At 69.4% G+C, this 13,106-nt stretch carries 10 protein-coding genes; 7 read left to right on the forward strand and 3 right to left on the reverse strand.

Annotated elements, in window-relative coordinates; all coding sequences use genetic code 11:
- The first annotated feature begins 3 nt into the window (after positions 1 to 3).
- The 4 genes from ACQI46_RS18040 (at position 4) to ACQI46_RS18055 (ending at position 4,890) form a co-directional block, all read left to right on the forward strand.
- Positions 4 to 717 carry an SDR family oxidoreductase gene (locus tag ACQI46_RS18040; protein ID WP_427095398.1) on the forward strand — a complete coding sequence of 238 codons (714 nt, stop codon included), beginning with the start codon at positions 4 to 6 and terminating at the stop codon, positions 715 to 717.
- On the forward strand, positions 708 to 1,661 hold the full coding sequence (locus ACQI46_RS18045; protein WP_427095399.1) for a glycosyltransferase family 9 protein: 954 nt from the start codon (positions 708 to 710) through the stop codon (positions 1,659 to 1,661). The genes ACQI46_RS18040 and ACQI46_RS18045 overlap by 10 nt, the downstream gene beginning before the upstream one ends.
- Positions 1,658 to 2,962, forward strand: a complete 1,305-nt coding sequence (locus ACQI46_RS18050) for a UDP-glucose dehydrogenase family protein (protein ID WP_427095400.1) — start codon at positions 1,658 to 1,660, stop codon at positions 2,960 to 2,962. The genes ACQI46_RS18045 and ACQI46_RS18050 overlap by 4 nt, the downstream gene beginning before the upstream one ends.
- 68 nt (positions 2,963 to 3,030) lie before the next feature.
- Complete coding sequence (locus ACQI46_RS18055) at positions 3,031 to 4,890, forward strand: CheR family methyltransferase (protein ID WP_427095401.1); 1,860 nt, start codon at positions 3,031 to 3,033, stop codon at positions 4,888 to 4,890.
- Between the two features lie 13 nt (positions 4,891 to 4,903).
- Here ACQI46_RS18055 and ACQI46_RS18060 read toward each other — a convergent pair whose 3' ends face one another.
- Together ACQI46_RS18060 and ACQI46_RS18065 are read right to left on the reverse strand one after the other, a co-directional pair.
- Entirely contained in the window at positions 4,904 to 6,010 is a 1,107-nt protein-coding gene (locus ACQI46_RS18060) for a hypothetical protein (RefSeq protein WP_427095402.1), read from the reverse strand.
- 72 nt (positions 6,011 to 6,082) lie between these two features.
- The gene (locus ACQI46_RS18065) at positions 6,083 to 6,739 is read right to left on the reverse strand and encodes a UdgX family uracil-DNA binding protein (protein WP_427095403.1); all 657 of its coding nucleotides are present in this window, start codon (positions 6,737 to 6,739) and stop codon (positions 6,083 to 6,085) included.
- Between the two features lie 246 nt (positions 6,740 to 6,985).
- Here ACQI46_RS18065 and ACQI46_RS18070 point away from each other — a divergent pair, with 246 nt between their 5' ends.
- The gene (locus ACQI46_RS18070; RefSeq protein WP_427095404.1) at positions 6,986 to 7,795 is read left to right on the forward strand and encodes a SigB/SigF/SigG family RNA polymerase sigma factor; all 810 of its coding nucleotides are present in this window, start codon (positions 6,986 to 6,988) and stop codon (positions 7,793 to 7,795) included.
- A 9-nt stretch (positions 7,796 to 7,804) separates the two neighbouring features.
- Here the strand turns inward: ACQI46_RS18070 and ACQI46_RS18075 are convergent, their stop codons facing one another.
- On the reverse strand, positions 7,805 to 9,949 hold the full coding sequence (locus ACQI46_RS18075) for a catalase (RefSeq protein WP_427095405.1): 2,145 nt from the start codon (positions 9,947 to 9,949) through the stop codon (positions 7,805 to 7,807).
- Between the two features lie 136 nt (positions 9,950 to 10,085).
- On the opposite strand from ACQI46_RS18075, the gene ACQI46_RS18080 reads away from it, so the two are divergent.
- Both ACQI46_RS18080 and ACQI46_RS18085 read left to right on the forward strand, forming a co-directional pair.
- The gene (locus tag ACQI46_RS18080) at positions 10,086 to 12,452 is read left to right on the forward strand and encodes a Tex family protein (RefSeq protein ID WP_427095406.1); all 2,367 of its coding nucleotides are present in this window, start codon (positions 10,086 to 10,088) and stop codon (positions 12,450 to 12,452) included.
- Positions 12,449 to 13,105, forward strand: coding sequence for a sensor domain-containing protein (locus tag ACQI46_RS18085; protein ID WP_427095407.1), 657 nt, complete (start codon positions 12,449 to 12,451; stop codon positions 13,103 to 13,105). The genes ACQI46_RS18080 and ACQI46_RS18085 overlap by 4 nt, the downstream gene beginning before the upstream one ends.
- Position 13,106: the final 1 nt, after the last annotated feature.

The raw sequence follows: 13,106 nt of genomic DNA on the forward strand, positions 1-13,106 counted from the left end.
CTCATGACCGAAACGTCCACCACCACGAACTCCGGAGCCGGTGCCGTCCTGATCAGCGGCGGCGCATCCGGACTCGGCGCGGCCGTCGTGGAAGCCGTTCGCGCCCAAGGGGGCACGCCGCTGGTCCTCGACCGTGCCGCCCCCGCGGACGGCGTCGCCCACGTCCGCGTCGACCTCGCCGACACCGAGGCCGTCGACGCCGCCGTCGGAGCCCTGGCCGAGCAGGTCGGCGGTCGCATCGACGGGGTGTTCACCGCGGCCGGCATCGATTCGTGCGGCACCCTGCAGGACGTGCCCGCCAAGGAATGGGAGCAGGTGATCGTGGTCAACCTGCTCGGCACCGCCGCGGTCGTCAGGTCTGCGCTGCCGTTCCTGCAGCGCGGACGCAGCCGGATCGTGACCGTGGCATCGACCCTCGGCATCAAAGCCGTCAGCGACGCCACGGCCTACTGCGCCTCGAAGTTCGGCGTCGTCGGCTTCACGCGCGCGTTGGCCGCCGAACTCGCCGGGGACATCGGCGTGACGTTGCTGATCCCGGGCGGCATGCACACCGCGTTCTTCGACGGCCGCACCGAGCAGTACAAGCCGCCGCCGGACGCCAAGCTCAACCAGCCCGCCGACGTCGCCGCCACTGTGTTGTTCGCGCTGTCCCAGCCTCCCGGCTGCGAGATCCGGGAGCTCGTGGTGTGCGCTTCCACGGAATCGTCATGGCCGTAAGGGATGCCGGCGATCCGGCGTCGGTGGTCGTGCTGCGGGCGCTGGGTCTCGGCGACCTGCTCACCGCGGTGCCGGCGTTGCGCGGGCTGCGACGGCACTTCCCGTCGTCGCGGCTGCTGCTCGCCGCCCCATGCCGCTACCGTGACCTCGCCCTGCACACCGGTGTCGTCGACGACGTCGTCGACACCCCCGGACTGGTTCAGATCCGCGGCCTGCCGGAACCACCGGCGGTCGCGGTCAACCTCCACGGTCGCGGCCCGCAGAGCATCGCCGCGCTGCTGGGTCTGCGCCCGCACCGCTTGCTGACCCACCGCCACGACGCGTACCCCGAGCTGGCCGGACCGCAGTGGCGCAGCGACGCCCACGAGGTCGACCGGTGGTGCGCACTGCTGCACTGGGCCGGGATTTCCTGCCGCGCAGATGATCTGCGGGTGGATCGGCCCGCGGGTTACCCGGACCACTCGGATGTCGTCGTGATCCATCCCGGTGCAGCCGCGCCCGCGCGCCGGTGGCCCGCGCCCCGCTACGCGAAAGTCGCGGCGACGCTGGCGCGGCACGGCGCCCGGGTGGTCGTGACCGGGGCGGCCGACGAAGCGGACCTGGTGCGCGCGGTGGTGCAACAGGCCGGGCTACCGGAATCGGCGGTCTGGCCGCCGTCATCGGACCTGCTCGCTCTGGTGGCGCTGATCGCCGACAGCCGGCTGGTCGTCTGTGGTGACACCGGGGTCGGGCACGTCGCCACCGCGACCGGGACACCGTCGGTGGTGCTGTTCGGTCCGACCCCGCCGCAGCTGTGGGGTCCGCGCGGCGACGGTCGCCACGTCGCGCTGTGGGCCGGTGACCGCGGCGACCCGCACGCGCAGCAGCCCGACCCGGGACTGCTGCAGATCACGGTGAGCGACGTGCTCAGCGCGGCCGACCATGCGTTGGCGTGGTGCGCATGAGCGCGGCGATGCGTGTCGGGGTGGTCGGAGTCGGCTACGTCGGCCTGACGACCGCCGTCTGTCTGGCCGCCCGCGGACACGACACCGTCGCCGTCGACGTCGACGAGCACAAAGTCGCCCGGCTGCAGGCGGGCGTGCCCATCATCGACGAGGCCGGCCTGCCCGAACTTCTCGCCGACGCGGTCGACCGAGGGGGACTGCGGTTCTCGGCCGATCACCGCACGCTGGCCGACCGGGACGTGGTCTTCGTGTGCGTATCGACGCCCAGCGGGCCGGACGGCGCGGCGGACCTGCGCGCTCTCGATGCTGTTGTCACCACTCTGGCCGCGGTGCTTCGCCCGGGAGCCGTGGTGGCGGTGAAATCGACAGTGCCGGTCGGCACCACGCGGCGGGTGGCCGAAGCGTTGCGCCCCTTCGGAATCGGCGTGGTGTCGAGCCCGGAGTTCCTGCGTGAGGGCCGGGCGATCGCCGACTTCAACCATCCCGACCGCGTCGTCATCGGCGCCGACCGCGACGCGGACGCCGACCTGGTGTGCGCCGCGTACGGCGGCGCCGTCGGGCCCGTGCTTCGGATGACCCCCGAAAGCGCGGAGATGGCCAAATACGCCAGCAACGCGTTCCTGGCCGTCAAGCTGTCCTACGTCAACTCGCTGGCGCAGCTGTGTCAGCGGCTGGGCGCCGACATCGGAGATGTGACCGCATGTATGGGCGCCGATCAACGGATCGGCGACGGCTTCCTGAAGCCCGGACCGGGCTGGGGCGGGTCGTGCCTACCGAAAGACACTGCTGCGCTTCTTTATTCGGCACGATCCTGCGGCGTCGAGCTGGCCGAGGTGCAGGCCGCGCGCGCCACCAACGCCACGCAGGCACCGCGACTGACCGCGGCGCTGACCCGGGCGATGACCTGCGATCTGCGCGACGCGCGCATCACCGTTTTCGGGCTGACGTTCAAGGCCGCCACCAGCGACACCCGGGACTCACCGGCGTTGACAGTGTGTGCACACCTGGCCGCGCAGGGCGCCCAGGTGTGTGGCTACGACCCCCAGCTGCCGGCCATCGACGCCCAGGTGTTGCACGACGCCCGGGTCACCGCCGTGGACGACCCGTACCGGGCCGCCAAGTCCGCCGACGCCATCGTCGTGCTCACCGAGTGGCCACAGTTCGCCGGCCTCGACTGGTCCCTGATCGCCGAGCAGGCGCCCAGCGCCGTCGTCGCCGACACCCGCAACGTGCTGGACTCCCGTTCGGTGACCGCCGCGGGCCTGCACTATCTGGGCAACGGCCGCGTCGACGGCTACTAGCAGCGCGGTCCCGCCCGCCACCCTGCGTCGCCTTGTAGGTTCAGGGTGCTTTTGAAAATCATCAGCGGATGGGCGATCGCGTGAACGACAACACCGACAGGGAGGCGCAAGCCTTCGAGGCGCTCTTGCGGTATGTCCGCGACTCCCGCGGCTTCGATTTCACGGGATACAAGCGCGCCTCGCTGATGCGGCGGGTGCGCCACCGCATGGACCAGCTGGACCATGCGACGTTCGAGGAGTATCTCGACACTCTGCAGGCGTCCGCCGACGAGTTCTCGACGCTGTTCAACACCATCCTGATCAACGTCACGAGCTTCTTCCGGGACGCCGAGGCGTGGGATCACATCCGCGAAGAAGTGGTTCCCGCGCTGCTGGCCGAGCGCAGCCCGACCGACCCGATCCGGGTGTGGAGCGCCGGCTGCGCCTCCGGTCAGGAACCTTTCACGCTCGCGATGATCCTCGCCGAAGCACTCGGTGCCGAGGAATTCCGTCAGCGGGTCAAGATCTACGCCACCGACGTGGACGAAGATGCGCTCAGCGAGGCACGCGCGGCCTCCTACGACCCCAAGGCGATCGAATCGATGCCCGCGGAACTGGCGGACCGCTACTTCGATCCGGTCAACGGCAGATACGTGTTCCGCAAAGATCTCCGCCGGGCCGTCATCTTCGGGCGCAACGACCTGGTCAAGGATGCGCCGATCTCGCGGGTGGATCTGCTGGTCTGCCGCAACACGCTCATGTACCTCAACGCCGATACCCAGCGCAGCGTGTTGGGCCGGCTGCACTTCGCGTTGGCGCCGCGCGGAGTGTTGTTCCTCGGGCATGCCGAAATGCTGCTGAGTCACAGCGATCGGTTCACGCCGATGAATCTGAAGTACCGCATCTTTCGCAAGGTCAGCGGTGCGGTCGAAACCCCCGAACGGCCCGTGACCGCCCCCCTGGGAGAACGGCTCAGCGACGTCTCGGGCGTGAACTCCATTCGCGATCTCGCCTTCCGCGCCAGTCCGGTGGCCCAGATCGTGGTCACCGGCGAGGACACCGTGACGCTGATCAACGAGCAGGCCGAGGCCACATTCGGGTTGTCCGCCCGCGACATCGGGCGGCTGCTGCGCGACCTCGACGTGTCCTACCGGCCCGTCGAGCTGCGGAGCTACCTCGAGCAAGCCCGGGTCGAACGACGCTCAGCGCGCATCCAGGATGTGCAATGGCAGCGGCCCGGGTTCGACCCGATCTGGTTCGAGGTCCATGTGAACCCTCTTGTCGACGGCGACAACGCGTTGCTCGGCACCTCGGTGGTGTTCTTCGACGTCACCTCGACCCGCGCACTGATCGACAAGATCGTGCACACCAACAGCCAACTCGAATCCGCCTACGAAGAGCTGCAGTCCACCAACGAAGAACTCGAGACGACGAACGAAGAACTGCAATCCACGGTGGAGGAACTCGAAACCACCAATGAGGAACTGCAGTCCACCAACGAAGAACTCGAAACGATGAACGAGGAGCTGCAGTCCACCAACGACGAGCTGCACACCATCAACGACGCGCTGCGGGAGCGCAGCCTCGAGCTGGACGAGGCCACCGCGTTCATGCAGTCGATGACCAGCTCGATCCGGCTGGGCCTGATGGTGGTGGATCGTCAGATGCGCGTGGTCGTGTGGAATCGCGGATGTGAAGAACTGTGGGGCCTGCGGTCTGCGGAGGTGGTCGGCTCCACGCTGACCAGTCTGGACATCGGGCTGCCCACCGAGGCGGTCAAGCCGCTGATCGGCCGGGTGTTCGTCGACGCGGACATGACCGACGAGGCGGTCATCGAAGCGGTCAACCGGCGGGGGCGCACTGCGCGAATCAGACTGATCTGCACGGCTTTTCGGGCCGCCGACGGGTCGGTCAACGGTGCGCTGCTGTTGATGGAGGTGCTCGCCTGAGCGGATCGGGCACTCAGGCGGGCTGCCGCGGCGCGTAGCGCAGGATCGCAGCGACACCGTCACGGGGCGACAAGCGATCGTCCACCGCCACCAGGTTCGCGTCGATGCTGATCGCCGCCAGCGGCAGCGCCTCGTCGGCGCGCACGGTGCGGGCTTGCCCGCCGCCCAACTCGGACATCACCTCCGGGGTGGGCGCCACCGTCACCGGGGACTCCGCGACCAGCACCGTGGCGTCCCCGATCTCGCCGATCAGCAACGTCTCGACCGCCCCCTCGCGCAGTGCGGCACATACGCCGGCCAACCCCTCGGTGGCCAACCCGGATTCCCGCTGCAGTTCGGCCTGGAACCGCTGCACGGCTTCGTCCATCACGTCGACCCGGCGCAGCCGCAGATGGGTGTCGATGTCGTGGCTCAAGGCCTCGTCGTCGACGCTTCCGCGCGCCCCGGCGTTGATCTCCACGACGCACTCGGTCACCCGCTCGGGAAGTTGGCCCAGCAGGTCGGCGCGGGAGCGGACCTCGCCGACGACGAAGACCAGCTGAGGTCGCTCGTCGTCGAACATCTTGGTGACCGCATCGGCGGCTTCCTGGATGTTCTTCATGCGCGCGCCGTCGGCGGTTCGCTGCGGGTCGCCGTAACCGGGATCTTCGGCACCGGTCGCCTTGTGGATCGGGTAGGCGTCACCGTCGACGGTGACGTTGGTGACCGTGCCGTTGCGGTGCACCCCGACATCGACACCGGCATGGTCGACGACCACCGTCAAAAACGGCGGGTCGTCGACTCCGTGGATCACCAACGGCACCAGATACGGGAAGGCCGACACCCTCGCCGTCGGGGTTTCCGGTGCGCGGATCAGGCGTTCGACCAGATGGACGCCCTGGGGCGTGGCAACCACGGCCTTACCGCCCCGCCCGACGGTCTGGGGGCCCTCGGACAAGCCTTGCCGCACCACCTCGACGAGCGACTCATCGACGCCCTGCGCACTCAACTCGTCGGCGACGGCGCGCCACCGCAACTCGGTCTGTTTGTCGGCGTCGGCGGTGTTCTGTGAGTCGTCGACGTACACGGAGACGAACGGCCCCTCGACCTCTACGAGGGGACGAAAACGCGTCGGCTGCATGACCATCCTTCACGGGTGCGGGTTCTGCTGTCTGGTCACGGAGTGCCCGTACCAGCCCGACCGAAACGTTGCTCAGTTCTGCAGCAGCGCGGCCGCGAACCGCAGATCGTCGACCAGCGAGACGTACGCGTCGTGGCGTGCATCGCTGGGACCACGCAGCACCGCGGACGGATGGATGGTGGCCACCACCTGCGGGTCGACACCGTCGGGACGGTCCTGCGCCGGCAACTGCAGCACCTCGCCGCGGTGGGCGGTCAGCTTGAACGAGCTGCCGAGCAGCGATTTGGCCGCGGTGGCGCCGAGCAGGACGACCACCTCCGGCCCGACGGCCCTCAGCTCCGCGAACAACCACGGCCGACACGAAACCACCTCGGTGCGACTCGGGGTCTTGTGGATCCGGCGTGACCCGCGCTCGGCCGGAACGAACTTGAAGTGCTTGACCGCGTTGGTGACGTAGATCGGCGCGCGCTGCACATCGGCATCGGCGAGGGCTTTGTCCAGCAGCCGGCCCGCGGGACCCACGAACGGTTCGCCGGCGCGGTCCTCGCTGTCGCCGGGCTGTTCCCCGACGAACATCATTCGTGCGGCGGACGAGCCGGAGCCGAACACCGCCTGCGTGGCGTTCTCGTACAGAGAGCAGCCCCGGCATGCCTGCGCCGCTGCCGCCAGGTCGCCGATATCGAGGCTGGGCGGGAGGAAGTCGGCGGCGGTGGTCGTGGTGGTCGGCACACACCGGGGTTACCCCGCCGCGGGCGCTGGCACCACAGCCGGATAACGAAAAGTCGGTGCCGCAAGAGCCGTTTTGCGAAGAGTTCCCCGTCTGGCGAGCGCCACAGAGCCGGCTCGACATACTGGAGGGACAAGGGTTTTCCATCGCCCTCCGGCGTGGGCAGTACAGCACTGATGCCGCCTCGCTGCGAACCAGGTACCCGCTTCATGTCGCCCGCTTCTCGGCGGGCGGGTCAGGAGGCCGCCATGGATCTCGTCAAAGCCCCGACCGGCGCCAACGATCCCGATCTGGCGTGGTTACGGACGGCGTTCGTCCAATTGCACACCCTTCGGGAGTGCTCCGCCGAACGAGCGCGACTACGCAATCGGATCATCGAGGAGTGCCTCCCGCTGGCCGAACGCATCGCACGTCGTTACGACAGGCGCGGAGAGGCGCACGACGACCTGGTCCAGGTGGCCCGCGTCGGTCTGGTGAACGCGGTGAACCGCTTCGACCCGTGCGCCGGCACCGAGTTCCTGTCGTTCGCGATCCCCACCATGCTCGGTGAGGTCAAACGCTACTTCCGGGACTTCAGCTGGTCGGTGAACGTGCCGCGCCGGCTCAAGGACCTCTACCCGTCGCTCGGACCGCTGACCAACGAGTTGACGCACGAGCTGGGCCGCGCGCCCACCGCCAGCGAACTGGCCGAGGCGCTCGGCGTCGACCGCAACGACGTGGTCGAAACGCTCACCGCCGCAGCAGGATTCAAGGCGAAATCCATCGACGAGAGTTCCTCCCGCGACGACGACAGCGCGCCGACGCTGGTCGACCGGCTCGGGTGCTGCGACCCGGACATCGATTTCATCGAGGACCGGGACGCGCTGCGAGTGCAGATGGAGTCGCTGCCCGAACGCGAGTACCGCATCGTGATCATGCGCTTCTTCGAGTCGCTGACCCAGTCGGAGATCGCCCAGCGCATGGGCATCTCCCAGATGCATGTGTCGCGGCTGTTGACCCAGTCGCTGCAGCGGCTGCGCGACGGCATGCTCGATCGCCCCCGCGCCCGCGTCGCCTGAGACCGGCCGCTACTTGCGCTTCCCCCTCCGCCGCGGGGCCGGACGCACCGGCGGCACCTCCGAGGCCACCACCTCGTCGGTGCGGTCCCACACCCGGTGCAGACCCAACGCAGCCACCAGCTCGGCGCTGAAGGCGCTCGACGCGTCACCCGCGGTCAGCACACCCGGTCCGTCGATCGGGATGTCGACGCTCTCGAGCACCTTGCGGCCGTCGCCCCAGGCGCCGATCGGCTTGCAGTGCCGGTACATCTCGTGCAGCAGCACCGCGAGCTTCACGTCGACCTTGTCACCGAGGGCTCCGTCGGCGATGACGACCGCGTCGAACTCGATGGAGCGGGCCGTGGTGAACGTGCGATCCACCGTGACCGTGCGCCGCCCGGACTTCAGCTGCCCACCGACCGGCGCCAGCACCATGGCCTTGGCGCCCAGCTTGTCGAGCGCCTTGGCCAGCTTCGCGAGCCCGGCCAGGTCGGCCGAGTCGTCGGCGACCACGGCCACCTTCCGGCCCGCGACCGGACCCGGTGTGGTCACCACCTGAGACAACGCGGGGGAGACGAACACGTCGGCCGGCGGGTTGCCCTTCGGCGCGGGCAGGCCCAGGCCGGCGGCGACCTTTTCGCACAGGTCGGAGTCGACGTTGGCGAGCACCCGCAACTGGCGTTCCTTGATGCCCTGCTCGTAGCACTTCCCGAGCTCGAAGGTGAACGCCTCGACGATGTGGGCCTTCTCGACCTCGGTCAACGACCGGTAGAACATCGCCGGCTGCGTGAAATGATCGTCGAACGACGCGGGCTTGCCCCGTTGCACCTCGCCCTGCACCGGTCGCGGCGTCGGCACGTAGGCGCCCTCGTCCTCGTCGGCGACCACGGGTTCCCCACCGTCGATGCTGTTGGGCCGGTACGGGGCCTGCCCCGCGTGCACCGCGGTCTGGTGCATGCCGTCGCGGAACATGTCGTTGACCGGGCAGTGCGGACGGTTGATCGGCAGCTGGGTGAAGTTCGGTCCACCCAGGCGCAGCAACTGGGTGTCGAGGTAGGAGAACAACCGCACCTGCATCAGCGGGTCGTTGGTGACCTCGATACCCGGGACCAGGTTGCCGGTGTGGAACGCCACCTGCTCGGTCTCGGCGAAGAAGTTGGTCGGGTTGCGGTCGAGGGTCAGCTTGCCGATCAGCTGCACCGGCACCATTTCCTCGGGAACGATCTTCGTCGGGTCCAGCAGGTCGATGCCCTGGTAGGACTCGGTGCCGTCGTCGGGCATGACCTGCACGCCGAGCTCGTACTCCAGCGGCGCACCGGACTCGATGCCGTCGGCCATGTCCCGGCGATGGAAGTCCGGATCACAACCCGCGGTGATCTGGGCTTCCTCCCAGACCTGCGAGTGCACACCGGCCACCGGCTTCCAGTGGAACTTCACCAAGCTGGTCTGACCCTTGGCATTGACCAGCCGGAACGTGTGGACCCCGAACCCCTCCATGGTGCGGTACGACCGGGGAATGCCGCGATCGCTCATGTTCCACATGACGTGGTGGGTGGCTTCGGTGTGCAGCGACACGAAGTCCCAGAAGGTGTCATGGGCGGACTGGGCCTGCGGGATCTCGAGGTCCGGGTGCGGCTTGGCGGCGTGTACGACATCGGGGAACTTGATGCCGTCCTGGATGAAGAACACCGGGATGTTGTTGCCGACCAGGTCGAAGTTGCCCTCGTCGGTGTAGAACTTCACGGCGAACCCACGGGTGTCGCGCACCGTGTCGGCCGAACCGCGCGAACCCAGGACGGTGGAGAACCGGCAGAACACGTCGGTCTGCTTGCCCTTGGTCGCCAGGAACGCGGCCTTGGTGAACTTCGAGGCGTTGCCGTAGGCCTCGAAGACGCCGTGCGCGGCCGCGCCGCGCGCGTGCACCACCCGCTCGGGGATACGTTCGTGGTCGAAGTGGGTGATCTTCTCGCGCAGATGGAAGTCCTCCATCAGCGTCGGGCCCCGCAGACCCGCCTTGAGCGAGTGGTCGGTGTCAGGGATGCGCACACCCTGCGCGGTGGTCAGGTACCGCCCCTGCTGACTACGTGGATCGTCCTGCGCCACAGCGCCTTTCACCGATCCGGTGGCGCTTACGGCGGCGGGCGCGGACTGCTTCGGTCGACGGGCGGCGGGCATAGGGGCCTCCAGGCTGGGACGTCTCGGTTTCGGGGGTGCCTGTCCGTACCCCCGGTACGGCGCGCGGTAAACGTCGGCGACAGATCGCGCCGTGTCCGACCCGGAACTGTCCGACCGGTTCGGTAGGGTCCTGCGCGTGAATTCGAGCGCTGCCACGGCCCCCGGGCCCATCGTCGTCAAGAGCGTAAACGCCCGTCTCGCTGAGGAACTGGACGTAGCCGAACGCCAGGTCGCCGCTGCTGTGCGGTTGCTCGACGAGGGGGCCACCGTGCCGTTCATCGCGCGCTACCGCAAAGAGGTCACCGGCAGCCTCGACGACGGCCAGCTGCGTCTGCTCGAGGAGCGGCTGGGCTATCTGCGCGAACTCGACGACCGCCGCGCCGCGGTGCTGGCCTCGATCAAGGAGCAGGGCAAGCTCACCGAGGAACTGGCCGCCGCGCTGGCCGCCGCCGACACCAAGGCCCGCGTCGAGGACATCTACCTGCCCTACAAACCGAAGCGCCGGACCAAGGCCCAGATCGCCAAGGAAGCCGGGCTCGAGCCGCTGGCCGAACAGCTGCTCACCGACCCGACGGTGACGCCCGAAACCGCCGCGGCCACCTTCGTCACCGAGGACGTCCCGGACACCGCCGCCGCTCTGGACGGCGCCCGGCACATCCTGGTCGAACGCGCCGCCGAGGACGCGGAGCTCGTCGGCGCGCTGCGCGAACGGCTCTGGGAGCAGGGCGAGGTGCGCACGCGTCCGGCGACCGAAGCCGTTGCGGCCAGTGCCGCCGCACAGAAGTTCCGCGACTACTTCGACTTCTCCGAGCCGCTGGCGAGCATGCCGTCGCACCGGGTGCTGGCGGTCCTGCGCGGGGAGAAGGAGCAGGTGCTCGCGCTGTCCATCGACCCCGGCGACGACGCCCGCTACCAGGCCATGATCGCCGACGCGCTCGGCGTCGACCTGACAGCCCACGGCGCGGCGACCCCGTGGTTGGCGGCCACCGTCGGGTTCGCGTGGCGCACCCGGCTGTCGGTGTCGGCGTCGGTGGACGCCCGGGTGCGCCTGAAGATGCGCGCCGAGCAGGACGCGGTGACGGTGTTCGCCCGCAACCTCAAAGACCTGCTGCTGGCGTCGCCGGCGGGCAACCGCACGACGCTGGGTCTGGACCCCGGCTTCCGCACCGGTGTGAAGGTGGCCGTCGTCGACGGCACCGGCAAGGTGGTCGACACCGCCACCATCTACCCGCACCAACCCCAGAAGCAGTGGGACGCCGCCAAGGCGGTGCTCGCCGCGCTGGTGGCCCGCCACGGCGTCGAGCTGATCGCGGTCGGGAACGGCACCGCGTCGCGGGAAACCGACGCGCTGGCCACCGAACTGATCACCGACATCCGCACCGCCGGCGGCCGCGCCCCCACCAAGGCGATGGTCAGCGAAGCCGGCGCCTCGGTGTACTCGGCGTCGGCCTACGCCGCCCACGAACTGCCCGACCTCGACGTGACGCTGCGCGGCGCGGTCTCGATCGCCCGGCGCCTACAGGACCCGCTCGCCGAGCTGGTCAAGATCGAACCCAAGTCCATCGGCGTCGGCCAGTACCAGCACGACGTGGCCCCGACACTGCTGACCCGCAGCCTGGGCGCGGTGGTCGAGGACGCGGTGAACGCCGTGGGCGTCGACCTCAACACCGCGTCGGTGCCGCTGCTGGCCCGGGTCTCCGGCATCAGCGAATCGTTGGCCGAGGCCATCGTGGCGCACCGGGACAAGACAGGCCGGTTCACCAGCCGGCGCGCGCTGCTCGACGTCCCACGCCTGGGGCCCAAAGCGTTCGAGCAGTGCGCCGGCTTCCTGCGGATCCGTGACGGCGAGGACCCGCTCGACGGCTCCGGGGTGCATCCAGAGGCCTATCCCGTGGTGCGGCGGATCCTCGACCGCGCCGGGGTCACGCTCGCCGAGATCATCGGCAACCAGCGACTGCTGAGGGGCCTCAAGCCCGGCGAGTTCGCCGACGAGCGGTTCGGCGTCCCCACCGTGACCGACATCCTGGCCGAACTCGAGAAACCCGGCCGCGACCCGCGCCCGGCGTTCACCACCGCCACGTTCGCCGCGGGCGTGGAGAAGGTGTCCGACCTGAAGCCGGGCATGGTGCTGGAAGGAGTGGTCACCAACGTGGCCGCGTTCGGCGCGTTCGTCGACATCGGCGTCCACCAGGACGGGCTGGTCCACGTCTCGGCGATGTCCGACCGGTTCGTCTCGGATCCGCACGAGGTGGTGCGGTCCGGACAGGTGGTGCGGGTCAAGGTCGTCGACGTCGACGTCGAGCGCCAACGCATCGGGCTGAGTCTGCGGCTGGGCGACGAACCAGCGGGCGGCGGTTCGCGACGACCGAAGCAACAGCAACGTCCCGGTCCGCAGCGACAAGGCAAGCAACCCACCCGGGGCGGCCAGGGTCGCGGCCGCGAAACCAGCAAGCCGACCGGCGCCATGGCGCAGGCACTGCGGGACGCAGGCTTCGGACGGTGACGGCGACAGCGCGCCGGCGGACCGCGGTGATGGCCGCGGTCGGCACGGTGGCGCTGCTCGCCGCCTGCACCCGCACCGCGGACAATCCGTCGCCGCGCCCCGAAACGCTGGCCGCCCCGATCTCCACGCTGCAGGTCGCCGACCTTCTGGGACCGAAAGTCGAAGAGGGCGACGGCAACCTGTTCGTCACCGTGGAGCCGCCGCACTGCGCCGGCCTGGCCCGCGAAGTTGACCCGCCGTTCCTGCACGACCATCGGCCCATGGCCACCGACGGCGGTCACTGGACCACGCCCGACGGTACGGTGTACGTCGAAGAGATGGTCGCGGTCTACCGCTCCGAATACGACCCGAACGCCGCCCTGGCCGCGACTCGCGAAGTGCTGACCGCCTGCGCGGGCACGCCGCTGACCGTGACCACGATGCGGGGCCGCACCTACGAGTTCACCGCCGCCCCCGGCCCGGACCCCTCACCCGAGGACAGGCTGCTGTGGACGTTGCGGGCCGTTGATTGGAACTGCGACAACGCGTTGGTCGCCGCCCACAACGCGGCCATCGAGATCACCACGTGCGGAGCGGCCGGCGGCTTCGACATCGCGTCGCTTGCCGAGGAGGCCCGCCGGCGCATCGAGGCGCTGGCCAACACCACGGCCTAGC

It is taken from the genome of Mycobacterium sp. SMC-4 (genome assembly GCF_050205565.1).
In the GTDB taxonomy this organism is placed as follows: Bacteria; Actinomycetota; Actinomycetes; order Mycobacteriales; family Mycobacteriaceae; genus Mycobacterium.